The organism is Bacillus sp. 1A, assembly GCF_052682215.1.
Genome location: NZ_JBQYLZ010000001.1, coordinates 2270371 through 2295385 on the forward strand (window position 1 = coordinate 2270371; position 25015 = coordinate 2295385).

General features: G+C 35.9%; 27 protein-coding genes. 24 read left to right on the forward strand and 3 right to left on the reverse strand.

From position 1 onward, the window contains the following. The first annotated feature begins 277 nt into the window (after positions 1 to 277). The 19 genes from rpsU to ACUN0F_RS11535 all read left to right on the forward strand — a co-directional run bounded on the left by rpsU (position 278) and on the right by ACUN0F_RS11535 (position 17454). A complete protein-coding gene (rpsU, locus tag ACUN0F_RS11445; RefSeq protein ID WP_000048061.1) occupies positions 278 to 451 on the forward strand; it encodes a 30S ribosomal protein S21 in 174 nt (57 codons plus the stop codon). Positions 452 to 466: 15 nt separating this feature from the next. Further along, positions 467 to 910: a GatB/YqeY domain-containing protein gene (locus ACUN0F_RS11450; protein ID WP_000054579.1), complete on the forward strand. Its 444-nt coding sequence runs from the start codon at positions 467 to 469 to the stop codon at positions 908 to 910. Between the two features lie 108 nt (positions 911 to 1018). Further along, positions 1019 to 1312, forward strand: a complete 294-nt coding sequence (gene yqfC, locus ACUN0F_RS11455) for a sporulation protein YqfC (protein ID WP_000732264.1) — start codon at positions 1019 to 1021, stop codon at positions 1310 to 1312. 178 nt (positions 1313 to 1490) lie between these two features. After that, positions 1491 to 2690: a sporulation protein YqfD gene (gene yqfD / locus ACUN0F_RS11460; RefSeq protein WP_000792473.1), complete on the forward strand. Its 1200-nt coding sequence runs from the start codon at positions 1491 to 1493 to the stop codon at positions 2688 to 2690. 3 nt (positions 2691 to 2693) lie between these two features. Further along, positions 2694 to 3653, forward strand: a complete 960-nt coding sequence (locus ACUN0F_RS11465) for a PhoH family protein (protein ID WP_445539509.1) — start codon at positions 2694 to 2696, stop codon at positions 3651 to 3653. Between the two features lie 193 nt (positions 3654 to 3846). Beyond that, entirely contained in the window at positions 3847 to 5991 is a 2145-nt protein-coding gene (locus ACUN0F_RS11470) for an HD family phosphohydrolase (RefSeq protein ID WP_046956328.1), read from the forward strand. Further along, positions 5988 to 6458 (forward strand): rRNA maturation RNase YbeY, encoded by a 471-nt coding sequence (ybeY, locus tag ACUN0F_RS11475; protein ID WP_000054689.1) that lies wholly within the window; start codon positions 5988 to 5990, stop codon positions 6456 to 6458. The genes ACUN0F_RS11470 and ybeY overlap by 4 nt, the downstream gene beginning before the upstream one ends. Continuing rightward, a complete protein-coding gene (locus ACUN0F_RS11480; protein ID WP_445539510.1) occupies positions 6455 to 6808 on the forward strand; it encodes a diacylglycerol kinase family protein in 354 nt (117 codons plus the stop codon). Before ybeY ends, ACUN0F_RS11480 begins: the two co-directional genes overlap by 4 nt. Before the next feature lie 100 nt (positions 6809 to 6908). Continuing rightward, entirely contained in the window at positions 6909 to 7307 is a 399-nt protein-coding gene (locus ACUN0F_RS11485; RefSeq protein WP_001086293.1) for a cytidine deaminase, read from the forward strand. Then, complete coding sequence (gene era / locus ACUN0F_RS11490; protein ID WP_001080239.1) at positions 7300 to 8205, forward strand: GTPase Era; 906 nt, start codon at positions 7300 to 7302, stop codon at positions 8203 to 8205. The genes ACUN0F_RS11485 and era overlap by 8 nt, the downstream gene beginning before the upstream one ends. Before the next feature lie 176 nt (positions 8206 to 8381). Next, a complete protein-coding gene (locus ACUN0F_RS11495; protein WP_000883924.1) occupies positions 8382 to 8525 on the forward strand; it encodes a YqzL family protein in 144 nt (47 codons plus the stop codon). Between the two features lie 33 nt (positions 8526 to 8558). After that, a complete protein-coding gene (gene recO / locus ACUN0F_RS11500) occupies positions 8559 to 9305 on the forward strand; it encodes a DNA repair protein RecO (RefSeq protein WP_000487012.1) in 747 nt (248 codons plus the stop codon). Between the two features lie 107 nt (positions 9306 to 9412). Continuing rightward, positions 9413 to 10045, forward strand: a complete 633-nt coding sequence (locus tag ACUN0F_RS11505) for a helix-turn-helix transcriptional regulator (RefSeq protein ID WP_000583754.1) — start codon at positions 9413 to 9415, stop codon at positions 10043 to 10045. Positions 10046 to 10074: 29 nt separating this feature from the next. Then, positions 10075 to 10887 (forward strand): pyruvate, water dikinase regulatory protein, encoded by an 813-nt coding sequence (locus ACUN0F_RS11510; protein ID WP_000368941.1) that lies wholly within the window; start codon positions 10075 to 10077, stop codon positions 10885 to 10887. 850 nt (positions 10888 to 11737) lie between these two features. Further along, positions 11738 to 13534 carry a DNA primase gene (gene dnaG, locus ACUN0F_RS11515; protein WP_000528234.1) on the forward strand — a complete coding sequence of 599 codons (1797 nt, stop codon included), beginning with the start codon at positions 11738 to 11740 and terminating at the stop codon, positions 13532 to 13534. Between the two features lie 59 nt (positions 13535 to 13593). Further along, the gene (gene rpoD / locus ACUN0F_RS11520) at positions 13594 to 14721 is read left to right on the forward strand and encodes an RNA polymerase sigma factor RpoD (RefSeq protein ID WP_000764061.1); all 1128 of its coding nucleotides are present in this window, start codon (positions 13594 to 13596) and stop codon (positions 14719 to 14721) included. A 385-nt stretch (positions 14722 to 15106) separates the two neighbouring features. Beyond that, complete coding sequence (gene cccA / locus ACUN0F_RS11525; RefSeq protein ID WP_000828141.1) at positions 15107 to 15463, forward strand: cytochrome c550; 357 nt, start codon at positions 15107 to 15109, stop codon at positions 15461 to 15463. Between the two features lie 165 nt (positions 15464 to 15628). Continuing rightward, entirely contained in the window at positions 15629 to 16336 is a 708-nt protein-coding gene (locus ACUN0F_RS11530) for a tRNA (adenine(22)-N(1))-methyltransferase (protein ID WP_445539511.1), read from the forward strand. Next, positions 16333 to 17454, forward strand: coding sequence for a Nif3-like dinuclear metal center hexameric protein (locus tag ACUN0F_RS11535; protein WP_000036227.1), 1122 nt, complete (start codon positions 16333 to 16335; stop codon positions 17452 to 17454). The genes ACUN0F_RS11530 and ACUN0F_RS11535 overlap by 4 nt, the downstream gene beginning before the upstream one ends. Positions 17455 to 17494: 40 nt before the next feature. On the opposite strand, the gene ACUN0F_RS11540 is transcribed toward ACUN0F_RS11535, so the two are convergent. Then, on the reverse strand, positions 17495 to 18445 hold the full coding sequence (locus ACUN0F_RS11540) for a 4-hydroxy-3-methylbut-2-enyl diphosphate reductase (RefSeq protein ID WP_000706674.1): 951 nt from the start codon (positions 18443 to 18445) through the stop codon (positions 17495 to 17497). Between the two features lie 89 nt (positions 18446 to 18534). Beyond that, complete coding sequence (gene vrrA / locus ACUN0F_RS11545) at positions 18535 to 19281, reverse strand: VrrA/YqfQ family protein (RefSeq protein ID WP_445539512.1); 747 nt, start codon at positions 19279 to 19281, stop codon at positions 18535 to 18537. A 180-nt stretch (positions 19282 to 19461) separates the two neighbouring features. Between vrrA and ACUN0F_RS11550 the strand changes: the two genes are divergently transcribed. After that, positions 19462 to 20772, forward strand: coding sequence for a DEAD/DEAH box helicase (locus ACUN0F_RS11550; RefSeq protein ID WP_000194012.1), 1311 nt, complete (start codon positions 19462 to 19464; stop codon positions 20770 to 20772). Positions 20773 to 20962: 190 nt separating this feature from the next. After that, complete coding sequence (locus ACUN0F_RS11555) at positions 20963 to 21859, forward strand: deoxyribonuclease IV (RefSeq protein WP_000912444.1); 897 nt, start codon at positions 20963 to 20965, stop codon at positions 21857 to 21859. A 26-nt stretch (positions 21860 to 21885) separates the two neighbouring features. Here the strand turns inward: ACUN0F_RS11555 and ACUN0F_RS11560 are convergent, their stop codons facing one another. Further along, a complete protein-coding gene (locus tag ACUN0F_RS11560; protein ID WP_001048965.1) occupies positions 21886 to 22140 on the reverse strand; it encodes a DUF2624 domain-containing protein in 255 nt (84 codons plus the stop codon). A gap of 149 nt (positions 22141 to 22289) precedes the next feature. Here ACUN0F_RS11560 and ACUN0F_RS11565 point away from each other — a divergent pair, with 149 nt between their 5' ends. The 3 genes from ACUN0F_RS11565 to ACUN0F_RS11575 all read left to right on the forward strand — a co-directional run bounded on the left by ACUN0F_RS11565 (position 22290) and on the right by ACUN0F_RS11575 (position 25013). Beyond that, the gene (locus tag ACUN0F_RS11565) at positions 22290 to 23168 is read left to right on the forward strand and encodes a YitT family protein (protein WP_000435955.1); all 879 of its coding nucleotides are present in this window, start codon (positions 22290 to 22292) and stop codon (positions 23166 to 23168) included. 241 nt (positions 23169 to 23409) lie between these two features. Beyond that, complete coding sequence (locus ACUN0F_RS11570; RefSeq protein WP_001059648.1) at positions 23410 to 24180, forward strand: metal ABC transporter ATP-binding protein; 771 nt, start codon at positions 23410 to 23412, stop codon at positions 24178 to 24180. Beyond that, a complete protein-coding gene (locus tag ACUN0F_RS11575) occupies positions 24180 to 25013 on the forward strand; it encodes a metal ABC transporter permease (protein WP_000613823.1) in 834 nt (277 codons plus the stop codon). The genes ACUN0F_RS11570 and ACUN0F_RS11575 overlap by 1 nt, the downstream gene beginning before the upstream one ends. Positions 25014 to 25015: the final 2 nt, after the last annotated feature.

The following is a 25015-nucleotide window of genomic DNA, read 5'->3' on the forward strand; positions in this document are numbered from 1 at the left end:
GAAAAAGGCAGGTACGTCGAATGAGTAGTTGTTTCGTACATTCCTGCATTAAAAAAGATGTAATGATAAAAACATAGTTGTCTTCAGGGGAAAAGGATAATAGCTATCTACGTAGCTTTTGAACAGGAAAGGGCATCTATTCTTCTTTTATTCTGCCAAATAGTTGACCTGAAGTGATAAAATGTATTATAATCGTAAAAGACATGCTGAAGAAGGGTTTCTTTTTGCATGCTGAAATTAGTATGTAAGTGTGATGTTTCGGAGGGAGGGAAAGAGAATGTCAAAAACAGTCGTTCGTAAAAACGAGTCTTTGGAGGATGCACTTCGCCGTTTTAAAAGATCGGTTTCTAAAACTGGTACACTTGCTGAAGCAAGAAAGCGCGAGTTTTATGAAAAACCAAGTGTAAAACGTAAGAAGAAATCTGAAGCGGCAAGAAAGCGTAAATTCTAAGAGAGGGTGTAAGTGATGAGTCTTCTCGGTCGTTTAAACGATGATATGAAACAAGCGATGAAGAATAAACAAAAAGAAAAATTAACCGTTATTCGTATGGTTAAGGCTGCTTTACAAAATGAAGGTATTAAACTGCAACATACTCTTACTGAAGAAGAGGAATTAACAGTTTTAGCTCGTGAAGTAAAACAGTATAAGGACTCCCTCCTTGAATTTAAAAAAGCTGGTCGTGAAGACCTTGTTAATAAACTGCAAAGTGAAATTCAGATTTTAAGCGCATATTTGCCGGAGCAATTAACAGAAGAAGAACTAGCGAATGTAATTAAGCAAGTTATTTCTGAAGTTGGTGCAACTTCTAAAGCAGATATGGGTAAGGTGATGACTGCTGTTATGCCGAAAGTAAAAGGTAAAACAGACGGATCACTTGTGAATAAGTTGGTTATCCAGCTATTAGCATAAAAAAACGTCTCATTTCGTATGAGACGTTTTTTTATGCTTTTTTTCAGTTTGGACGTGATATTACAAGCTCTTTTTTCATACATATGGGATGAGAGGGGGTCTTTTGAGATGAAAAAATTAGAACAAATGAAGAATTGGTTAACAAAGCAAATAGACCTGCCAGTGGATGTGCTAATGGATCTACCTCGGATCACGCTTGTTGGGCAAGTGCATATCTATATAGAAAATCATCGGGGTTTATTAGTGTTTTCAGATAAAGAAGTAAGATTGTTATTAAAGCACGGTCAATTATTAATTAAAGGGCAATCCTTTATTATTAAAACAATCCTTCCAGAAGAACTTTTGCTTGAAGGAATAATTGAGCAAGTGACATTTTTAGAAAACGAAAAAAAAGAGGAGTGAGGGAAACTTCCATATGTGAAGTTTTTCTTCGTTATTTTCGTGATTCGACCTTACTATTCAGTTTATCTCGCTATTTATGGGTGGTAGAACTCTTTATTTCATTTTCGTACGAGCTATTTTGCTAATTAAAGTGAAAAAAGTAGTGTGTATACTTTTGGAAAGGTAGTGGAGATAGTAGATGAAAAATAAATGGTTTATAAAGTGGCTTGGATATGTAAAAGTACGAATTGAAGGTAGAGGTGCAGAACGGTTCGTTAACGAATGTGTACGTAGAAAATTATTAGTTTGGGATGTTAAGAAGATTGCTGATGAAACGTTAGTTTTTTGTATGTTATTACGAGATGTGAAGAAAATAAAACCAATTTATAGAAAAAATGAATGTAAACTATATTTTATTGGGCGTTACGGTTTTCCTTTTTTGAATAAGCGTTTAATTAAAAATAGTGGATTCTTAATTGGTTTTTTAATTTTCTTTTTTGGCATGATTGCATTATCCAATATGGTTTGGAAAATTGAAATTACAGGAGCGAAACCTGAAACAGAATATATATTGATGAAAGAATTGGACAAAATGGGTATTAAAAAAGGAAAATTACAATTCCAAATGCCTAATGTAGAAGATGTACAACGTCATTTGACAGACAATATTAATGCGATTACTTGGGCGGGATTAGAAATAAGAGGAACGACGTACCATTTTAAAATTGTTGAAAAAAACGAGCCGAAAAAAGAAAAGGAACAAAGGCCGCAAAATTTAGTTGCAAAAAAAGAAGCGATTGTGACAAAAACATTTGTTGAAGTAGGAAAACCAGTTGTCTTGAAAAATGATCATGTCGAAAAAGGACAGCTTCTCGTATCAGGGATATACGGTAATGAGGAGAGTCCGACGATTGTTTCGGCGAAAGGTATTGTATATGGAGAAACGTGGTACACATCTGAGGTGAGTGTACCACTAAAGACGCAATTTCAAGTATATACTGGCAATGCATATAATGAGCATTACCTTACATTTGGGAGTGCGAAAATAAAAATATGGGGATTTCAACATGATAAGTATAAACGCTCTCGTACTGAAAGTGTAAAACACGATGTGAAACTATTTGGTTTTACACTGCCGATCGCGTATGAAAAAGATATTGTACGAGAAGAGGAAGAAGCGAATCGGGAATATACAGAAAAACAGGCAATGAAAGTAGCGAAAGAGATGGCTGAAAAAGAACTAAAGAAAAAATTGGATGAACATGCTATGATTGTAAGTGATAAGATTTTGAGTAAAGAGGTTGAGGCGGATCAACTAAAAGTCACATTGCATTATACTGTGATCGAAAATATTGCAGAGCCACAACCAATATCCGAATCCGATATTCAAGGAGACTGAGTAATGGCAGAACAATTAGTAGAAATGAACCAACAATTGGAAAATGCTAACGAAGCAATCGCTCTTTTTGGAGTCAATGATGCTCATTTGAAAGTAATTGAACGGGAATTGAATGTATCGATTGTAACTAGAGGTGAAACTGTTCATGTATCTGGAGCAGTTGAAACTGTGACACTCGTAGAAAAAATCTTACAGCAATTACTTGTTGTTATTCGAAAAGGTATATCAATTACAGAAAGAGATGTTGCGTATGCAATTCAGCTCGCACAACAAGGGAAAATTGCTCAATTTGAAGAGTTATATGAAGAAGAAATCTTTAAAACGGCAAAAGGTAAATCCATTCGTGTAAAAACAATGGGGCAAAGAAGATATATTCATGCAATGAAGAAGAATGATATTGTATTTGGAATGGGACCTGCTGGGACTGGGAAAACATACTTAGCTGTAGTAATGGCTGTGAGAGCTTTAAAGCAAGGGTATGTAAAGAAAATTATTTTAACGAGACCGGCTGTAGAAGCTGGAGAAAGTTTAGGTTTTTTACCAGGAGATTTGAAAGAGAAGGTAGATCCGTATTTACGTCCATTGTATGATGCTTTGCACGATATTCTTGGACAAGAATATACGCAACGTATGATGGAGCGAGGGGTAATTGAAATTGCACCTCTTGCTTATATGAGAGGGCGTACGCTCGATGATTCATTTGTTATTTTAGATGAAGCGCAAAATACAACGGGTGCACAAATAAAAATGTTTTTAACTAGATTAGGTTTTAGTTCTAAAATGGTTATTACGGGGGACCCTTCACAAGTAGACTTACCAAAAGGGGTAAAATCAGGGCTTTCGCTAGCTTCTAACATTTTATCTGGTGTATCAGGTCTTTCATTCATTACATTAGAACAAACGGACGTTGTGAGGCATCCGCTGGTGCAACGTATTATTGAGGCATATGATAAAATGGAATGATCCTATTTGTCAGGATCATTTCTTTTTGTATTAAGGTTGGCGAACGGCATATTTTTTACTATCATAAAAGATAAGAGAAATAAACTATAGGTGCTGGTGTATCAAAATGTTACTTAAAAGTATCGTTGGCTAGAAGAAATGAAAGCTATAAATAGTTTCACTTTATTTCTGGAGAGGAGAAGGTATTGAAATCATGTTAAGATCTGAAGAAATTTCTAAGTGGTTTCGTAATTTACAACATTCGAAAAAACTAAGTTGGATTTCTTACGTTTTATTAGGAGCAGTGCTGTTTTTTGCACTTATGAATAATGTAAAACCAGAGCAATTAGATGTTGATATGTATTCTATTGCGAAAAAAACAATTCATTCTCCTATTAAAATTGAAGATAAGGTTATAACGGACAGAAAAAAACAAGAGGCCGCTCAAAAAGTTGGGGATCAATATACATATAGAAGTGAATATAAACAAAATAGAGTAGATATTGTAAATGATGTTTTTGCTAAGGTAAATGAAGCAATTCAAGAGATGAAAGCTGCTGGACCTGAAGAGCAAAAAAAGATGACCGATGCAAATAAATTAGAAAAATTGAAGAAGAAGTTGCCATCTAATTTAACAAAGGAATTATCGGATGAGAATTTATTATATTTTATTAATGCAGAACCGGATCAATTAGAATTAGCAAAGAACGCGGCTCTAACGTCTATTAGTGTTATTATGGGTGGAAATATTAAAATGTCCGAAGAAATAGCAGCAAAAGAGCGATTTGTTAATGAAATGAAAAGCCTCAATGTGAATAGTGGATTGAAGGAAGCTGTGAACGCGCTAGGATCATATGCGATTACAGCAAATTATTTTTATGATCCGGTTGTAACGAAAGAGAAGAAGAAAGCGGAAGAAGATTTAATTCCACCTGTTTATATTCTTCAAGGACAAGTTATTGTTAGAGAAGGTGAAACAATTTCAAGTGATATGTATAATCAGTTGAAATTAGTCGGTTTATTAGAGAAAGGTAATAGTTTTCAGCCTTATGTTGGATTAGCAGTGCTCATTGGTGTGTTACTGTACTTTATGCATAAGCAGTTTGAAGTATTTTTACAGCGTAAAAGAGAAGATAGACCGTATATTTTAGCGTATATTACAATTTTATCTATCACGATTGTTTTAATGAAAACGATTAGTTTGTTTCAAAAGCTTGAATATGCAGGAATTGCGTATGTTGTTCCGGTTGCGATGGGAACAATACTTGTAAAACTAATGATTGGCGATCGGTTTGTATTTTTAACAAGTATGATTTTTTCTGTGTGCGGAAGTATTATGTTTAATGAAGGGGTAACAAGTACACTGAATTATAGTGTAGGTATTTATGTGTTGTTAAGTTCATTATCAGTAAGCATTTTCTTAAGAGAAAAAAATCGTCGTACGATGATTTTGCAAGCTGGTATACTCGTTTCTATCTTAAATGTGGTCGTCTTAGCGGCGTTATTATTATTACGTAATGGGAATTTTTCACCTCTTGAAATTGGAACGCAATTATTGATGGCTTCCGTTTCAGGAATTATCTCATCCGTTTTGGCTATGGGGATATTACCGTATTTAGAGAGTGGACTTGGAATTGTATCAAGCATGAAGCTTATGGAACTATCAAGTCCGAATCATCCGCTTTTACGTAGAATTTTGTTAGAAGCGCCAGGAACGTATCACCACAGTGTAATGGTAGCGAATCTTTCTGAGGCAGCGTGTGAAGCGGTTGGAGCAAATGGTGTATTAGCACGTGTAGGGGCGTATTATCATGATGTAGGAAAAACAGTACAACCGCAATTCTTTATTGAAAACCAGATGGGAATTGAAAATCCACATGACAAATTAGATCCTGTGACGAGTAAAGATATTATCATTGCTCATGTAACAGATGGAGTCAGAATGCTCGAAGAATACCATATTCCGCAAGAAATTATCGATATTGCTGGACAACACCATGGTACAACATTACTTAAATATTTTTATTATAAGGCGATTAAAGAAGATAAAGAAAAATATACAGAAGAGATGTTTCGCTATCCGGGATCAAAAGCAACTTCTAAAGAGTCGGCAATTGTTGGTATTGCTGATAGTGTTGAGGCGGCGGTACGTTCTATGAATCACCCAACGCCAGATCAAATTAATAATTTAGTACAAAGTATTATTAAAGATCGCCTGCAAGATGGGCAATTTAGTGAATGTGATTTGACGTTTAAGGAACTACAAATCGTTGGAAAAACGTTATGTGAAACGTTAAATGGTATTTTCCATTCGCGTATTACATATCCGGAACCACCGGAAGAGAAGGAGAAAGAATGAGTTTATTAATTGATTTCATTGATGAAACAGAAGAAGTGAAAGAAGAATATGTGAATTTAATTCGTGAGATATTAGAAAAAGCAGCTCAAATGGAAAAAATAGAGGATGGTGCGGAGTTATCAGTGACATTTGTAGATAACGAACGCATTCGCGAGATTAATCGTGATTACCGAGATAAGGATCAGCCTACTGATGTCATTTCCTTTGCTATGGAAGAAATGGGAGAAGGAGAAATGGAAATTGTAGGTGCAGAGATGCCACGTATGTTAGGTGACCTTATTATTTCTATTCCGAGAGCGAAAGAACAAGCTGAAGAGTATGGACATTCTTTTGATCGTGAACTTGGCTTTTTAGCGTTACATGGCTTTTTACATTTACTTGGTTATGACCACATGACAGAAGAGGATGAAAAAGAAATGTTTGGAAGACAAAAAGAAATTTTAGAGGCATTTGGATTAGGTCGATGAAAAAAGGAAAACTTATAAATAGTTTTGGATATGCTATAGCAGGTATATTCTTTTGTCTTCGTCATGAACGAAATATGAAAATTCATTATTTAGCCGCAGTCATTGTTATATGCTGCGGCTTTTATGTCCATATTACGAAAGTAGAGTGGATGGTATTACTTATTGTAATAGGAATTGTAATGAGTTTAGAGATGGTAAATACGGCTGTGGAGAAAACAGTAGATTTAGCGACTACCGATATACATCCGTTTGCGAAAATTGCAAAGGATGTCGCAGCCGGATCGGTTTTATTGTTTGCGATAATAGCCGTTATAATTGGTGCTATTATCTTTTTGCCGTATGTGGTATAGTTGCATTCCAAAGCTTTTATGAAGCTTTGAAAGTGCTGTAAAGGCCTTTAATAAGAGAGTGTATCTTATTCACAGCTGTGGACAGGAAGGATGCGGGAATATGAATAGTAAACAATTAATTCAAGAAGCAATCGAAGCGCGTAAACAAGCGTACGTACCATATTCTAAATTTCAAGTAGGTGCAGCATTATTAACACAGGATGGAAAAGTATATCGTGGATGTAATGTTGAAAATGCATCATATGGTTTATGTAACTGTGCAGAAAGAACAGCTTTATTTAAGGCGATTTCTGAAGGAGATAAAGAGTTTGTAGCTATTGCAGTTGTAGCGGATACAAAGCGTCCGGTACCTCCTTGTGGAGCATGCCGACAAGTTATGGTAGAATTATGTAAACAGGATACGAAAGTATACCTATCAAATTTACATGGTGACGTTCAAGAGACTACAGTTGGAGAATTGTTACCAGGAGCATTTTTAGCGGAGGATTTACATGAATAGAAAAGGTTATAAATCAGGTTTTGTCTCTATTATTGGCAGACCGAATGTTGGAAAATCTACATTTTTAAATCGTATTATCGGCCAGAAAATTGCCATTATGAGTGACAAGCCACAAACAACTCGTAATAAAATTCAAGGCGTATATACAGAAAATGATTCACAAGTAATTTTCATTGATACACCAGGAATACATAAACCTAAACATAAATTAGGCGACTTCATGGTGAAGATGGCTCAAACGACATTAAAAGAAGTTGATATTGTTCTGTTTATGGTCAATGCAGTTGAAGGATTTGGTCGTGGTGAGGAATTCATTATTGAGAAATTAAAAGAAACGAAACAACCAGTATTTTTAGTAATTAATAAAATTGACCAACTTCATCCAGAGCAATTATTAGAGTTAATTGATCAATACCGTAAACTATATGAATTTGCAGAGATTGTACCAATTTCTGCATTAGATGGAAATAATGTGGATGCTTTAATTGGAACAATTAAAAAGTATTTACCAGAAGGACCGCAATACTACCCAGATAATCAAGTAACGGATCATCCAGAGCGATTTATTATTTCAGAGCTTATTCGTGAAAAAGTATTACATTTAACACGTGAAGAAGTGCCGCACTCTGTAGCGGTTGTTATTGATGCAATTCAAAAACGTGAGGGCGGAGCGGTTTATATAAACGCAACGATTGTTGTTGAACGTGCATCACAAAAAGGAATTATTATAGGTAAGCAAGGAAAGATGTTAAAAGAAGTCGGTAAGCGAGCTCGTTTTGACATTGAAGCATTACTTGGTTCTAAAGTATTTTTAGAAGTATGGGTAAAAGTGCAAAAAGATTGGCGTAATAAAATGTCTCAGCTTCGTGACCTTGGTTTCCGCGAAGACGAGTACTAAAATAGAGTAAAGCTGTAATCAGCGGATGTTTTGTTCATCCGCTGATTATTGGTTTTTATGAGTTTTGATAAATTAGGAAAAATTTTTCTCACATGAAAATGGACAAAATGGGTCAATTTAATAACAACAAAGGAAATTGGTTTATAGGCTACGCTTATTGAGAAAGGTGGATTCTTATGCTAGATTTTACCTGGAAGTTTTTCTCCAAAACAGGAAGCATTGAAACGTACTTGCTTTTGAAAGAAATGGAAAAAGACGTAAACGATGAGATGGATCAACATGAAGAGGAGCTAGCGCATCTAGACTCTCCAATTTCTTGACCCGTTTTGTTCAAACCTTGGATGGTGACGAACATGTTTCAAAAAGTTGAGGGCATCGTTATCCGTACGACAGATTACGGAGAAACGAACAAGATTGTTACAATATTCTCAAGAGAATTGGGTAAGGTAAGTGCAATGGCAAGAGGAGCGAAAAAACCGAAAAGCCGGTTAGCATCTGTTTCGCAACTTATGACCCATGGTAATTTTCTTATTCAAATGGGATCTGGACTTGGAACTTTGCAACAAGGCGAGATTATTTCAACTATGAAAGAAATTCGCGAGGATATATTTTTAACTGCTTATGCATCATTTATTGTTGAGTTAACTGATAAAGCAACAGAAGATAAAAAACATAATCCATATTTATTTGAAATGTTATATCAAACGTTGCATTATATGTGTGAGGGTGTTGATTCAGAAGTATTATCATTAATTTATCAAACGAAAATGCTTCCGGTATTAGGGATGCGCCCGTACTTTGATACATGTGCGATTTGTCATCAAGAAACAGATTTTGTCGCCTTCTCTGTCCGGGAAGGCGGTTTTCTGTGCTCGCGTCATGCTGAGCAAGACCAGTATCGTATACCAGTGGGAGAAGCTGTTCATAAATTATTACGTCTTTTCTACCACTTCGATTTACATAGACTTGGCAATGTATCGGTGAAGGATAGCACAAAAAAACAAATGCGTTTAGTATTGAATACATATTATGATGAATATTGCGGGATTTATTTGAAGTCAAGACGTTTCTTAGAACAACTTGATAAGTTTCAAATATAATTTGGGGCCGTATACGGTCCTTTTTACATCCTATCTTTTTCAAATAGCATATTTAGTATATAATATTTAAGAGATAGTATAACTTTTTTCGTTGTGCATTAAAGGTGGTGATTATCATAGAGCTGAATAAACGGCAAGAACATATCATTCAGATTGTAAAAGATCACGGTCCTATTACAGGGGAGTCAATTGCTGCGCAATTAGGATTAACACGTGCAACGCTAAGACCAGACTTAGCAATTTTAACGATGGCTGGTTATTTAGAAGCGCGTCCACGCGTAGGTTATTTTTATACGGGTAAAACCGGGGGGCAGCTATTATCTGAGGCTGTTAAGAAAATTAAAGTACAAGATTATCAATCTAGACCAGCTGTAATTGATAAAAATGTATCAGTATACGATGCGATTTGTACAATGTTTTTAGAGGACGTAGGTACCTTATTTGTTGTAGATCAGGCGATTCTATTAGTTGGTGTTGTGTCTCGTAAAGATTTATTAAGAGCTAGCCTTGGAAAGCAGGATTTAACCTCTCTTCCGGTTAATATTATCATGACAAGGATGCCAAACATTACGATGTGTCGTAGAGAGGATTCTTTATATGATATTGCGATGGAATTAATAGAAAGACAGATTGATGCGATGCCGGTTGTGAAAGATACGAAGCAAGGTTTAGAAGTGATTGGACGAATTACAAAAACAAATATTACACGTGCGTTTGTAAACTTAGTAAATAACGAATAAGTGTAATTTGTTTAAAGTGAGGTAATATAATGGATAATAAAATCGTATATGTCGTATCTGACTCTGTTGGAGAAACGGCTGATTTGGTTGTTCGAGCAGCGATGGGGCAATTCCCATTTGCTCCTGATATTAGACGTGTACCGTATGTAGAAGATACAGGGACATTAAAAGAAGTGATTTCGATTGCTAAGAGCAATCAAGCGCTTATTTGTTTTACGTTAGTAAAGCCTGACATGCGTCAGTATTTAGTGACAGAGGCTGCGAAAGAAGGCGTAGAGGCATATGATATTATCGGGCCTCTTATCGATCAAATTGAAGAAATTACAGGGCAAGTACCAAGATATGAGCCGGGTGTTGTTCGTAGATTAGATGAAGAATACTTTAAAAAGATTGAAGCGATTGAGTTTGCTGTAAAGTATGATGATGGTAGAGACGCGCGTGGTATTTTAAAAGCAGATATCGTGTTGATTGGGATTTCGCGCACATCAAAAACACCACTTTCACAATATTTAGCGCATAACAAACGTTTGAAAGTTGCTAATGTACCGCTCGTACCAGAAGTAGATCCGCCTGAAGAGTTATATCAAGTGGCTAAAGAAAAATGCTTCGGTTTGAAAATTACGCCAGAGAAGTTGAATCATATTCGAAAAGAGCGATTGAAATCACTTGGACTAAGTGATGGTGCAACATATGCCAATATTAATCGTATTAAAGAAGAAATTGATCACTTTGAGAATGTAGTTGGTAAAATAAATTGTCAAGTAATTGATGTATCGAATAAAGCGATTGAAGAAACAGCCAACATTATTGTGAATGCAGTGCAAAACCAAAAATTGTTTTAGCACATTTACCAAAGGTGAATGTGCTTTTTTCGCTCGTGAGAAACATAATACCTGTTGATTTCGTAATAGATTATAGCGGAGTGGTTATACTTATATTCTTCTGTCTTTTTATTATGCTAAAGGCAGGGTTTCGTTATCCTGAAATAGAAGATGAAAAAATAAAGGGATATGTAGCGTAGTTGAAGAAAATATATTATAATAAAAAATTGTGATAAAAACCTATATTTTACGTTTAGACTTTAATTTTTCAGAATAAACTAGGGATAGGATTTACGAAAAGACATGTAATTACGTTAAATCGACAAAATCTATACAAGAAAACGCACATTATGGAAGGATTCGCAGAAGGGATGTAGAATACAGAAATATGCAAAACATCAATATCGTATTAGTTGATGCAGATGCATAGCCTGTGAATGCTGAAAACTGTGCAAGTTGGAACGAAAGTTCATGTCGAAATTTTGTTTGTCACATCGTATGCTCATCGTTTAAGGAAGAAGCAAGGGAAATTGGATCTATGTAGATACTGAATAAGCTAAAGTTGATTTTTTATATGTATCAACATGCAAAAAACAGATCTCGTGATCACATAGGATATGGTGCTTGCTAGTCTTCTTGTAAAAAAGTGTATATGTATTGTCTCCAGGAGGTACATTTGTAACAGGTGAGCAAATGGATACAATTTTATATAGTAGGTACGTATCTGCGAAATTACGCAGAAAAGGGCCTACAAAATCGTTTGATAACGTGATCGACAACACTTTCTAATAAGTTTAGAAAAAATATTGTCGAATTATAAAGGAATTTTTTAATTTTTATCGAATACAAAATACGACACGGAGATGGATTTATGGGGAACAGAATTCCCGAAGAAGTTGTTGAACAGATTCGGACGTCATCGGATATTGTAGAAGTGATTGGTGAATACGTTCAACTTAGAAAACAGGGGCGTAACTATTTCGGCCTTTGTCCATTTCATGGTGAGAATTCTCCTTCATTCTCTGTTTCATCTGATAAGCAAATTTTTCATTGCTTCGGATGTGGAGAAGGTGGAAATGTATTTTCCTTTCTAATGAAAATGGAAGGATTGGCTTTTACCGAGGCTGTTCAAAAGCTAGGTGAAAGAAATGGAATGGCGGTTGCAGAGTATACATCAGGGCAAGGACAACAAGAAGACATATCTGATGACACTGTCATCATGCAACAGGCTCATGAACTTTTGAAAAAGTATTATCATCATTTATTAGTAAATACAGAAGAAGGAAATGAAGCACTTTCGTATTTGTTAAAACGTGGTATTACGAAAGAGATGATTGAGAAGTTTGAAATTGGTTATGCGTCACCTGCTTGGGATGCAGCAACGAAAATTTTACAAAAAAGAGGTTTATCGCTGTCTAGTATGGAACAAGCTGGTCTTCTCATAAGAAGCGAGAAGGATGGTAGTCATTATGATCGCTTCCGTGGAAGAGTTATGTTTCCAATCTATACGTTACAAGGTAAAGTGATAGCGTTTAGTGGAAGGGCATTAGGAGATGACACTCCGAAATATTTAAATAGCCCTGAAACACCGATTTTTCATAAAAGTAAATTGTTGTATAACTTCCACCAAGCGAGGCCGTTTATTAGAAAACGTGGGCAAGTGGTCCTTTTTGAAGGGTATGCCGACGTAATGGCTGCGGTAAAAAGTGGTGTGGAAGAAGCTGTCGCGACAATGGGAACAGCTTTAACTGAAGAACAAGCAAAACTTCTGCGACGTAACGTTGAAACTGTTGTTCTTTGCTATGATGGTGATAAAGCAGGGCGAGAAGCAACGATGAAAGCAGGGCAATTATTGCTAAAAGTTGGTTGCCAAGTGAAAGTTACATCCTTGCCAGATAAGCTTGATCCTGATGAATATGTGCAACAATATGGGACAACTGCTTTTGAAAATCTTGTGAAATCAAGTATAAGTTTTGTTGGTTTTAAAATAAATTATTTGCGTTTAGGGAAAAATTTGCAAGATGAGTCTGGCAAAGAAGAATATGTGAAAAGTGTTTTAAAAGAGTTATCGTTGCTACAGGATGCGATGCAGGCAGAATCATATTTGAAGTCATTATCGCAAGAATTTTCGTATTCAATGGAAACTCTTTTGAATCAATTGCACCAATATCGCAAAGAACAAAAGGTACAGCAAAAACAAGTAAAGCAGGTTTCTAAGCCGTCTCAAATTGTTCAAACAAAACCGAAGTTAACAGGTTTTGAAAGGGCAGAAAGAGAAATTATTTATCATATGTTGCAAAGTCCAGAAGTGGCTGTTCGTATGGAATCCCACATAGAAGATTTTCATACAGAAGAACATAAAGGGATTTTATATGAACTATACGCATATTATGAAAAGGGAAATGAACCTTCAGTCGGAACATTTTTAAGTTGGCTCTCTGATGAGAAGTTGAAAAATATTATCACTGATATTTCGACGGATGAATTTATTAATCCAGAATACACAGAAGAAGTGTTACAAGGCCATTTAGAGACGCTCAGCCGTCATCAAGAAAAACTTGAAAAGATGGAAATCATCTTTAAGGTAAAACAAATGGAAAAAACAGATCCTGTAGAGGCTGCTAAATATTATGTAGCATATTTACAAAATCAAAAAGCGAGAAAATAGCTTTTTTGATAAATTTTTAGTATAATGAATGTTTGTATCTCGCGTAAGGAGGGGAACAGATGGCTGACAAACCAGCTCGTTCTAAACAAATTGAAACTGAAATGACCCTTGAGCAAGTGAAAGAACAACTCACTGAGCTCGGAAAAAAACGTGGCGTTCTTACATATGAAGAGATTGCAGAACGCATGAATGGATTTGAAATTGAATCCGATCAAATGGATGAATACTATGAATATTTAGGTGAACAAGGGATTGACTTAGTTGGTGACAATGATAACGACGAAGGTCCTAATAATCGCCAAATTACAAAAGCGGAAGAAGAATTCGACCTTAATGATTTAAGTGTACCACCTGGGGTTAAAATCAATGATCCTGTTCGTATGTATTTAAAAGAAATTGGTCGTGTAGATTTACTATCTGCAGAAGAAGAAATTCGACTTGCAACGCGTATTGAAGAAGGCGATGAAGAAGCGAAACGTCGTCTTGCAGAAGCAAACTTACGTCTTGTAGTAAGTATTGCAAAGCGCTACGTAGGCCGTGGTATGCTTTTCTTAGACTTAATCCAAGAAGGGAATATGGGTCTAATTAAAGCGGTTGAAAAGTTCGATTATCGTAAAGGTTTCAAATTTAGTACGTATGCAACTTGGTGGATTCGCCAAGCGATTACACGTGCGATTGCAGACCAAGCACGAACAATTCGTATTCCAGTTCATATGGTTGAAACGATTAATAAGTTAATTCGTGTACAACGTCAATTACTACAAGATTTAGGACGCGAACCATCTCCTGAAGAGATTGGTGAAGAAATGGATCTTGCTCCAGAAAAAGTACGCGAAATTTTAAAAATTGCACAGGAGCCAGTTTCTCTTGAAACACCGATTGGTGAAGAAGATGACTCCCATTTAGGTGATTTTATTGAAGACCAAGAAGCAACATCGCCTGCGGACCATGCAGCGTATGAATTGCTAAAAGAACAATTAGAAGATGTGTTAGATACACTAACAGATCGTGAAGAAAATGTTCTACGTCTTCGTTTTGGTTTAGATGATGGACGAACTCGTACGCTTGAAGAAGTTGGGAAAGTATTCGGCGTAACGAGAGAACGTATCCGTCAAATTGAAGCAAAAGCACTTCGTAAATTAAGACATCCAAGCCGTAGTAAGCGTCTTAAGGATTTCTTAGAATAGGCTACTTTTAAGTTTACTTCACCTTTGTGAAGTAAACTTTTTTATTTTGTTAACTTTTGTTAAACTTTAGCTATCGGCAACGATTACAATTTCTTGTAATTTATTTTACAGAATTGTCTTTTGATTTGCAAATGCTCATTTTTCGATTTTTCGATTAATTTTGTGTATTCTATACAAAAATATATGTAGAAAAGTGAAAAATATGATGAGAAACGTTAATAATTATCGAAATAATAAGCGATATAACAATAAAAAACAATAAACTGAATTTATGGAATATTTTTAACGATTAGTAGTTTACTCTTTTCTGATAGAACGTTTTCAAGTACAATGGAAATGACTGAATCATCTAACTATTTAGGGGTATAGAGGGGGGAGAAGAGATATGAAACGTAATCCGCTGATTCCGTTCGCTCTTATTGCAGCATTAGGTATTATCGTTATGTTTGTATTTTCATTTCAGGGGCTAAATAAATCTAAAGAGTTAGCTGATGCAAAAAATGGTGGGAAGCCAGCACAAACAGCATCAAAGCCAGAGGATATTGTGAAGCAAAGCTGTACGAGCTGCCACGGTGACCAGTTACAAGGGGCAGTAGGACCTAATTTACAAAAAATTGGTGGGAAACTTTCAAAAGATGAAATTAAAGAAATTCTTTCGAAAGGAAAAGGAAATATGCCTGCCAATATAGTTCCAGCTGATCAAGCCGCTAAAGTAGCTGATTGGTTATCGAAGAAAAAATAAAGTTCCGTATGACAAGTCTTTTGCTTATGCAAAGGGCTTGTTTTTCTATATTTTCTAAAATACGATGAGTGATAGAGAAGTGAATTGTTTTTATAGGCTTGCAACAACTACTATAAATTCATTATCATGGAGACAGACTGACAAGAGAAGGAGTAATGGAAATACATGAATGAAGTAAAGCTTTCAAAACGATTAGAAGAAGTAGTGAGTGAAATACCAGTAGGATCTACAGTAGCTGATATTGGATCGGATCATGCGTATTTACCGTGTTATACAATTATAAATAATATTGCTACAAAAGCAGTTGCTGGAGAGGTTGTAGATGGACCATTTCGCTCTGCACAAGCAACTGTAGCTGAAAGTGGCTTACAAGATAAAATAGATGTGCGTAAAGGGAATGGATTAGCTGTTATCGCGCCAGGAGAAGTAGATGTAATTACGGTTGCTGGAATGGGCGGAGCGTTAATTCGTGACATTTTAGAAAGTGGTAAAGAAAAATTAGAAGGGGTAACTCGTTTAATTTTACAGCCGAATATTGCAGCGCATCACATTCGTGAATGGTTTATTGAGAATGGATGGGAGCTTATCCATGAAAAAATCGTAAAAGAAGATGGGAAAATTTATGAGATTTTAGTAGGCGAGCAAGGAAACATCGCGGTGCCTTATTCTGAGAATAAACAAGCGGAATTATTTATGGGGCCATTTTTAATAAAAGAAAAAGGTGAAGCTTTCGTTGAAAAATGGGAAGGGGAATTAAAAAACTTCCAAAATATTTTAAAGCAGTTAGAACGTGCGGCTGATTCTGAAGAAACAAAAGCGAAGCGTGCGGAAGTAGAAGCGAAAATGAAAATGATACGGGAGGTTTTATCATGAGTAAAATTCCAAATGGCCATGAAATTATTTCTTTATTTGAAAGTATGTATCCGAAGCATTTGGCGATGGAAGGAGATAAGATTGGCCTGCAAATTGGAGCGCTTAATAAACCCGTACAACACGTATTGATTGCGTTAGATGTAACGGAGGAAGTTGTGGATGAAGCAATTCAATTAGGGGCGAATGTCATTATTGCGCATCACCCTTTAATTTTTAATCCGTTAAAAGCGATTCATACAGATAAAGCGTACGGAAGAATTATTGAAACGTGTATTAAAAATGATATTGCCATTTATGCAGCACATACAAATGTGGATGTTGCTAAGGGCGGGGTAAATGATTTACTTGCTGAGGCGTTAGGATTGCAAAATACAGAAGTTTTGGCACCGACATATGCAGAAGAAATGAAAAAAGTTGTTGTGTTTGTGCCAGTAACTCATGCAGAAGAAGTACGAAAAGCATTAGGAGACGCAGGTGCTGGTCATATCGGCAATTATAGCCACTGTACGTTTAATAGCGAGGGTACAGGCACGTTTGTACCTCAAGAGGGAACAAATCCTTATATCGGGGAAACTGGGCAGTTAGAACGCGTAGAAGAAGTGCGAATCGAAACGATAATTCCAGCTTCACTACAGCGAAAAGTGATTAAAGCAATAGTAACGGCACATCCATATGAAGAAGTAGCATATGATGTGTATCCACTTGATAACAAAGGTGAAACATTAGGGCTTGGAAAAATAGGATATTTACAAGAAGAAATGACACTTGGACAGTTTGCGGAACATGTAAAGCAATCATTAGATGTGAAGGGCGCAAGAGTTGTTGGGAAATTAGATGATAAAGTGCGTAAAGTGGCTGTACTTGGTGGCGATGGTAACAAATACATCAATCAAGCTAAATTTAAAGGAGCGGATGTATATGTAACAGGTGACATGTATTATCATGTTGCTCATGATGCGATGATGCTCGGTTTAAATATAGTTGACCCAGGACATAACGTTGAAAAAGTAATGAAGCAAGGTGTACAAAAGCAATTACAAGAAAAAGTGGATGCAAAGAAATTCAATGTACACATTCATGCTTCGCAATTACATACAGATCCATTTACATTTGTATAAGAAAAATAAAAACCGTTGCTCGTATAGGCAACGGTTTTTATTATTGTTCTTTTTTCACTTTTACACGAGGTAATATTTTTTGTAACGGTACTTTTCGAACTCTCTCCCATGTAGCGGGATTCATTGGATCATATTGATCTAAGAAAGCGATAACTTCTTTTGTAATTGGAGTTGGAGTAGAAGCACCTGCTGTAACAGCTACGTTTTCTACACCTTGTAGCCACTCTAATTTAATCTCACTTACGTCTGCAACGCGGTATGCTTTCGTACCAGCGATTTCTTGTGATACTTGTGCTAAACGATTTGAGTTGTTACTTTTCGGATCACCGACAACAATTGTTAAGTCTGCAACATCAGCTTGTTTAGCGACAGCTTCTTGGCGAACTTGAGTTGCTAAACAAATTTCCTTATGGAATTCTGCTGTTGGGAATTTTTTCTGAATGTCCTCCATTAAATGTTGAACATCCCATTGGCTCATCGTTGTTTGATTTGTAACTAAAATTTTATCTGTTGGAATTTCTAATGTTTTTAAATCATCAGCTCTTTCGATAAGGTGAACGATGTCAGGTGCAATACCAACTGCGCCTTCTGGTTCTGGATGATTTTTTTTACCGATATAAATGACATGGTAACCTTCAGCTTTCTTTGCTTCAATAAGATCATGTGTTTTTGTAACATCTGGACAAGTGGCATCGATTGTCGTTAAACCTTTTTCTTTTGCACGTTGTTTAACTTCTGGAGAAACACCGTGTGCTGTGAAAATAACAGTACCAGATTCGATTTTATCTAAAATTTCTAATCGACTTGGACCGTCTAACGTAATGATGCCATCTTCTTCGAATGCATCTGTTACATGTTTGTTGTGAACAATCATACCTAAAATATAAATAGGTCTTGGTAATGATGTATCTAATGCGGCGTTACGTGCAATAACCATCGCGTCCACAACACCGTAGCAATAACCACGAGGGGAAATTTTAACAATTTTCATATGAGTAATCCTCTCCTTCTAAACAAGGGATACTTTTGTGCATAGTCTTTTACATTATAAAGGAGGAATGGATAGAAAACAAAGGATTGTTACACATATAGTTTTGGTTTTGTTGCTATTTTATGAACAGGCTCCTCTTGTAATTCTTTTTCTATGACAGGCTCAATCACTATTTTTTTTCTTTTTCTTTTTTTTTGTGGAGGAGGCGGAGTTGCTACCTCAACGTTTTCTGTTATGTCTTCAGCCTGATTTTCAGTTGGATCTTCTTCCGTACTTTTTCCAGAGGTGAGGATTTTAACAATGCTTGGTAGGTTACGCATAATAGGACCGTACTGTTCGACGACAGGGCTTACAGATTGAACGACTTGGGATACTTTTTCAATATTGTTTATCATATTAGTTGGATTCGAAATTAAATTTGCAAAAAAACTGCCGATGCCGCTACTTGATGCTGCTGTAGTTGCTGCACCGCCGCGCGTTTCATTTGATTCATACATTTGAGGGGGGATCATTTGCTCTGGATGTTGCTGCATGTATGGTTGATATTGTTGTGAGTACTGCTGCGGGTATTGCTGTTGGTATTGCTGTTGGTATCGGTATTGTTGTTGATATTGGGGCGGCGGTTGTTGGTGCATCATTGGCGGCGGTCCATCCATTTGTCGATAAGGTGGAACCATTTGCATGAAAGGCTCAGTTGGATCGTGTTTTTTAAAGAGTTTAGCAAGGAAACCTTTCTTTTTTTGCGCCATCGGTGGTAGTTGTGGAATTGGATATGGTGTATAAGGTTGCTGTCCTTGATTCGGATACATTTGCCTTGTATGGGATTTTGGAAACATGTGAGAAATCCTCCTTTCTTCAGTTAGGTATATACACATACAATATGCAATAAGAGGGAAGAAGGTTAGTTTTTGAAGTAAAAACCTAAACTAAAGATGGATTTTACTTGTAGATTTCGATATAATGTAGACTTGGCTGATTTGTGCGCGCAGTAGAAATTTAGAAAGAAGGTGTAACTTATGACACAACAAACTTTTACACAGTATGATTTTAAACCATTTTTAATAGATGCAGTTCGTGAACTACGCTTTACAGAGCCGACAGGAATTCAAAAGAAAATTTTCCCGGTCGTGAAAAAAGGTGTAAGTGTAATTGGACAATCCCAAACAGGTTCTGGGAAAACACATGCATACTTACTTCCTACATTGAACAGAATTAATGCAAGTCGTGAAGAAGTACAACTTGTTATTACAGCGCCTACTCGTGAGTTAGCACAACAAATTTACGAAGAAATCGTGAAATTAACAAAGTTTTGTGCGGAAGATCAAATGATTACAGCACGTTGTTTAATTGGTGGAACTGATAAACAACGATCAATTGAAAAGTTGAAAAAACAACCTCATATTGTAGTTGGAACACCAGGACGTATTAAAGATTTAGTAGAAGCACAAGCATTATTTGTTCATAAAGCAAATACTATTATTGTCGATGAAGCAGACTTAATGCTTGATATGGGATTCATTCATGATGTAGACAAAATTGCATCACGCATGCCTAGAAACTTGCAAATGCTAGTTTTCTCTGCAACAATTCCTCAAAAACTAAAACCGTTTCTGAAGAAATATATGGAGAATCCAGAGCATATTCATATCAATCCAAAACAAGTTGCGGCTGGGAATATTGAGCATTATTTAGTACCTTCTAAACATCGTAACAAAATCGATTTAGTGAACAAAATGTTGCTACAATTTAAACCGTATTTAGCAGTTGTTTTCACGAATACGAAGAAGATGGCGGATCAGGTTGCTGACGGATTAATGGAACGTGGCTTAAAAGTTGGACGAATTCACGGAGATTTATCACCGCGTGATCGTAAAAAAATGATGAAACAAATTCGTGATCTTGAATTCCAATATATTGTTGCAACTGATTTAGCAGCACGTGGTATTGATATTGAAGGAATTAGTCATGTTATTAACTACGAACTTCCATCAGATTTAGATTTCTTCGTTCACCGCGTTGGAAGAACAGCACGTGCGGGGCATTCAGGTATTGCAGTGACGATTTATGATCCAGCAAACGAAGAAGCGTTAGATAGTTTAGAAAAACAACGTCATATTGAGTTCAAGCATGTAGAGTTACGCGGAGATGAGTGGGCGGATTTAGGTGAACGTCGTCGTCGTAAGAGCCGTAAAAAACCAAATGACGAACTTGATGTTATGGCAACGAAAGTTATTAAAAAGCCGAAAAAAGTAAAACCAAACTATAAACGTAAACTTGCAACAGAACGTGATAAAGTGAAGAAAAAATATAGCAATAAAAAAAGATAAGGGGAGCCCCCTTATCTTTTTTTATCCGGATATTTGCGGGATAATAATCGGTGGGGAATGGAAAAACACTGATTAAAGTTTCGGTGTAGCTAGTTACAATTTGCGTAGTGTTTTAGGAACAAACAATTCGCTACATATTTCTACAAATTATGCTATTATTATATCTATTGTATATTGAAGAGGTGATTGTATGTTAAAGATTGGATCTCATGTTTCTATGAGTGGTAAGAAAATGTTATTAGCAGCAAGTGAAGAGGCTGTTTCATACGGTGCAACGACGTTTATGATTTATACAGGTGCACCGCAAAATACACGAAGAAAACCAATAGAAGAATTGAACATAGAAGCAGGAAGAAAACATATGGAACTAAACGGTATTGAGGAAATTATCGTACATGCGCCATATATTATTAATCTTGGGAATACGACGAAGCCAGAAACATTCCAATTAGGTGTAGACTTCCTTCGCATGGAAATTGAAAGAACATCGGCATTAGGTGTAGCGAAACAAATCGTTCTTCACCCAGGTGCGCACGTTGGTGCAGGAGCGGATGCTGGTATTCAACAAATTATTAAAGGGCTTAATGAAGTATTAACGCCAGAGCAGACGGTTAACATTGCGTTAGAAACGATGGCAGGAAAAGGGACAGAATGCGGTCGTAGCTTTGAAGAAATTGCAAAGATTATTGATGGTGTAAAATATAATGAAAAATTATCAGTATGCTTTGATACGTGTCATACGCACGATGCAGGATATGATATTGTAAATGATTTTGACGGCGTATTAAATGAATTTGATAAGATTGTTGGTATGGATCGTTTGCAAGTACTTCATATTAATGATAGTAAAAATGTATGCGGCGCAGGAAAGGACCGTCATGAAAATATCGGCTTCGGTCATATCGGTTATAAAGCGTTACATCATATTGTGCATCATCCGCAGTTAATGCACGTACCAAAAATCCTTGAAACGCCATATGTAGGTGAAGATAAAAAAGATAAGAAGCCGCCGTATAAATTAGAAATCGAAATGCTGAAAAATGGTACTTTTGATGAAGGGATTCTTGAGAAAATTAAAGCGCAATAAGCAATAAGGAGGGGATTTTCCCCTCCTTATTTTAGTAGTTGCTGAAATAAAGTATTTACTTGTTGGGCAGTAGCAGGGGAGGTTACTTTTGCTATTTGTTTTAAGAGCTCGAGCCGTTCGTCATTATCGTAAATGTTAATATTCTTTCCTTTCATAAGTAAAACAATTTGATCCGCTTGTGCAGTCGTAATAGAAACTTCATACTCTTTACTATATTTCAATAACTCTTTTGTAGAAATATGATTTAATTTTTTATTTACAAGTTGTTTAATGAGGTTCATTGAGTTATCCTCCTTCACACGTTCTTCTATCGAAATATATGAGTACGTAGCTTGTACATATTCGTATAGAGTTTCTTTTTTCATGAGAAAAAGAAGCGTATGGTATAATATAAGGACAAAACTATAGAAAAAGAGTATAAGGAGGACTTATGGAACAAAAGCAACACCGAAAAGAAAGTGTTATCCATCTTATTTATCGTTTAGTTATGATTATTTTTGGGGCAGCATGCGCAGCGGTAGCGATTGAACTATTTTTAATGCCAAATAAAATTATTGATGGTGGAATTATTGGTATTTCTCTTATATTAGATTATCTTACTCCTAATATTTGGTGGTTAAGTTTCTCTACTTTAGTCGTTATTCTCAATATCCCATTTATGTATTCAGGTTATAAGCAAATCGGAAAAACGTTCATGTTATCTTCGGCGTTCGGTATTGTAGCTTTAGCGTTTATTGAATCAACGTTACATGCTGTTCCGCCATTTACAACAGAGCCGATTTTAGCAACAGTGTTTGGTGGTCTTATTTTAGGTATTGGTGTAGGGCTCGTTATTCGCCATGGTGGATCAATGGACGGAACAGAAATTATGGGTATTTTATTAACGAAGAAATTACCTTTCTCTGTTGGCGAATTTGTAATGTTTGTGAACTTATTCATTTTTGCATGGGCAGCATTTGTATTTGGTGTTGAACAAGCTATGTATTCTGTTATGACGTACTATATCGCATTCAAAACAATTGATACAGTCATTCAAGGTTTAGATGAAACGAAAGCAGTTTTAATTGTATCAGATCAATATGAGGAAGTATCAAATGCGATTTTGCATCGTCTTGGTCGTGGAACTACAAAGCTTGTAGCGAAAGGCGGTTACACGGATAAAGAAAAAGAAGTTATTTATGCAGTTGTAACGCGTCTGGAAGTGACGAAGTTAAAATCAATTGTGTATGAAATTGATGCGAATGCGTTTGTTACGATTATGAATACACAAGAGACAAATGGTGGCAAGTTTAAATCGGCTATCCACTAGAAAATTTATCCAGTAAAAGCCCTCGCCAATCGTTAGAGGATGGCCTCATCTGATTAAGGTTTCATTTTATAGGAATATTTTTCGGAAGCAGAGAATTTTTCTCTGCTTTTTGTTATAATAGTAAGGTTTCTTGAAAAGATTGATATATTTTAGGCAGATTGGTTTACAACTATAATAAGCTGTACTATAATTCAAATAGATATAAATCGGAATCATTCTGAATTAAAATAGGTGAGATGCTATGAATAATATATTAGAAATAGAAGGATTGTCATTTCGATATGAAGATCGAAATGTGTTAGAAGATATTAATTTGCAAGTTCCGAAGGGAGCTTTTTTAGGTTTAGTTGGGCCAAATGGTTCTGGGAAATCAACTTTGCTAAAATGTTTATTAGGCGTTTTAAAGCCAAAACAGGGAAGTATTCGTTTGTTTGGTGTTGACAGTAAGAAGTTTAAAGAATGGAACAAAGTTGGTTATGTGTCGCAAAAGGCAAATAGCTTTAATTCTGGTTTTCCGGCCACTGTTTTTGAAGTTGTATCAATGGGACTCGTTTCGAAAAAAGGGCTGTTTCGCTTTTTCACGAAAAACGATAAGGAAAAGGTAGAAAAAGCGATTGCTGATGTAGGGATGAGTGCGTTTCAAGGGCGCAATATCGGAGAACTTTCTGGTGGACAACAACAGCGTGTATTTATTGCTCGTGCGCTCGTTAGTGATCCTGAATTACTTATTTTGGACGAGCCTACTGTTGGAATCGATGTGAAGAATGTAGAAAGTTTTTATGAGATATTAGAGGATTTAAACAAAAGGTTAGGAATCACATTAATTCTCGTTACTCATGATATGGGAGCTGTTACTGAGAAGGTAACACATGTTGCATGCTTAAACCAACATCTACATTTCCATGGAAATGTAGAGAAGTTCCGAGAGTTAGAAGATGCAGAAATGTCCGTCTTATATGGACATCATGTTCATCGTTTAGAACACGAGCATGAGCATCACGGGAGGATATAATGATACAAGATTTTTTACAATATGACTTTTTACGGAACTCTTTATATGCAGGGATTTTAATAGGACTTGTTGCGCCGCTTATCGGTGTATTTGTTGTCATTCGCCGAATGTCGCTTATTGCGGATGCTTTAAGTCACGTGACATTATCGGGTATTGCTGCAAGTTTACTACTAGAAAAAACAATTTTCACAGGAGGATTTTTAAATCCGTTATATATGGGAATGATTTTTTCTATTGGTGGGGCGTTACTAATTGAAAAATTACGTACTGTATATAAACATTATCAAGAATTAGCAATTCCGATTATTCTTTCAGCAGGAATGGGGATTGGGGTTATTTTTATATCACTTGCAAATGGATTTAACACTGATTTATTTAGTTATTTATTTGGGAGTGTAAGTGCTGTAACAAGTACGGATTTAATAATCATCGGCATTGTAGCAATTGTTGTTATTGTAACGATTACTTTATTATACAAAGAGTTATTTTTACTATCGTTTGATGAGGAATATGCTGTATCAACCGGTTTGAGTGCAAAGTGGATTCACTTTATTTTCATTATATTGGTTGCTCTTGTTATTGCAGTATCAATGCGTGTAGTAGGGGTTCTTCTCGTATCATCATTAATGACGTTACCAGTTGCAGCAAGTATTCGTATTGCAAATGGATTTAAACAAACAATTTTCTTTTCCATTTTATTTGGTGAAATTGCAGTAATTGGTGGAATGTTTGCTTCATATCAACTTGATCTAGCACCAGGTGGTACAATTGTTATGATAGCAGTTCTTATTTTAATTGGTGCGATTTTATGGAAAAAGAAAAAAACTGCATAAAG

Bases quoted from the DNA above. Each gene is read 5' to 3' on its own strand.
- rpoD (WP_000764061.1), top strand. From the start codon at position 13,594: ATGGCTGACAAACCAGCTCGTTCTAAACAAATTGAAACTGAAATGACC.
- ACUN0F_RS11550 (WP_000194012.1), top strand. From the start codon at position 19,462: ATGACACAACAAACTTTTACACAGTATGATTTTAAACCATTTTTAATA.
- ACUN0F_RS11465 (WP_445539509.1), top strand. From the start codon at position 2,694: ATGGCAGAACAATTAGTAGAAATGAACCAACAATTGGAAAATGCTAAC.
- ACUN0F_RS11480 (WP_445539510.1), top strand. From the start codon at position 6,455: ATGAAAAAAGGAAAACTTATAAATAGTTTTGGATATGCTATAGCAGGT.
- era (WP_001080239.1), top strand. From the start codon at position 7,300: ATGAATAGAAAAGGTTATAAATCAGGTTTTGTCTCTATTATTGGCAGA.
- ACUN0F_RS11535 (WP_000036227.1), top strand. From the start codon at position 16,333: ATGAGTAAAATTCCAAATGGCCATGAAATTATTTCTTTATTTGAAAGT.
- ACUN0F_RS11495 (WP_000883924.1), top strand. From the start codon at position 8,382: ATGCTAGATTTTACCTGGAAGTTTTTCTCCAAAACAGGAAGCATTGAA.
- ACUN0F_RS11510 (WP_000368941.1), top strand. From the start codon at position 10,075: ATGGATAATAAAATCGTATATGTCGTATCTGACTCTGTTGGAGAAACG.
- dnaG (WP_000528234.1), top strand. From the start codon at position 11,738: ATGGGGAACAGAATTCCCGAAGAAGTTGTTGAACAGATTCGGACGTCA.
- rpsU (WP_000048061.1), top strand. From the start codon at position 278: ATGTCAAAAACAGTCGTTCGTAAAAACGAGTCTTTGGAGGATGCACTT.
- ACUN0F_RS11555 (WP_000912444.1), top strand. From the start codon at position 20,963: ATGTTAAAGATTGGATCTCATGTTTCTATGAGTGGTAAGAAAATGTTA.
- ACUN0F_RS11530 (WP_445539511.1), top strand. From the start codon at position 15,629: ATGAATGAAGTAAAGCTTTCAAAACGATTAGAAGAAGTAGTGAGTGAA.
- ACUN0F_RS11470 (WP_046956328.1), top strand. From the start codon at position 3,847: ATGTTAAGATCTGAAGAAATTTCTAAGTGGTTTCGTAATTTACAACAT.
- ACUN0F_RS11450 (WP_000054579.1), top strand. From the start codon at position 467: ATGAGTCTTCTCGGTCGTTTAAACGATGATATGAAACAAGCGATGAAG.
- recO (WP_000487012.1), top strand. From the start codon at position 8,559: ATGTTTCAAAAAGTTGAGGGCATCGTTATCCGTACGACAGATTACGGA.
- ybeY (WP_000054689.1), top strand. From the start codon at position 5,988: ATGAGTTTATTAATTGATTTCATTGATGAAACAGAAGAAGTGAAAGAA.
- yqfC (WP_000732264.1), top strand. From the start codon at position 1,019: ATGAAAAAATTAGAACAAATGAAGAATTGGTTAACAAAGCAAATAGAC.
- ACUN0F_RS11560 (WP_001048965.1), bottom strand. From the start codon at position 22,140: ATGAACCTCATTAAACAACTTGTAAATAAAAAATTAAATCATATTTCT.
- ACUN0F_RS11485 (WP_001086293.1), top strand. From the start codon at position 6,909: ATGAATAGTAAACAATTAATTCAAGAAGCAATCGAAGCGCGTAAACAA.
- ACUN0F_RS11540 (WP_000706674.1), bottom strand. From the start codon at position 18,445: ATGAAAATTGTTAAAATTTCCCCTCGTGGTTATTGCTACGGTGTTGTG.
- vrrA (WP_445539512.1), bottom strand. From the start codon at position 19,281: ATGTTTCCAAAATCCCATACAAGGCAAATGTATCCGAATCAAGGACAG.
- ACUN0F_RS11570 (WP_001059648.1), top strand. From the start codon at position 23,410: ATGAATAATATATTAGAAATAGAAGGATTGTCATTTCGATATGAAGAT.
- yqfD (WP_000792473.1), top strand. From the start codon at position 1,491: ATGAAAAATAAATGGTTTATAAAGTGGCTTGGATATGTAAAAGTACGA.
- ACUN0F_RS11575 (WP_000613823.1), top strand. From the start codon at position 24,180: ATGATACAAGATTTTTTACAATATGACTTTTTACGGAACTCTTTATAT.
- cccA (WP_000828141.1), top strand. From the start codon at position 15,107: ATGAAACGTAATCCGCTGATTCCGTTCGCTCTTATTGCAGCATTAGGT.
- ACUN0F_RS11565 (WP_000435955.1), top strand. From the start codon at position 22,290: ATGGAACAAAAGCAACACCGAAAAGAAAGTGTTATCCATCTTATTTAT.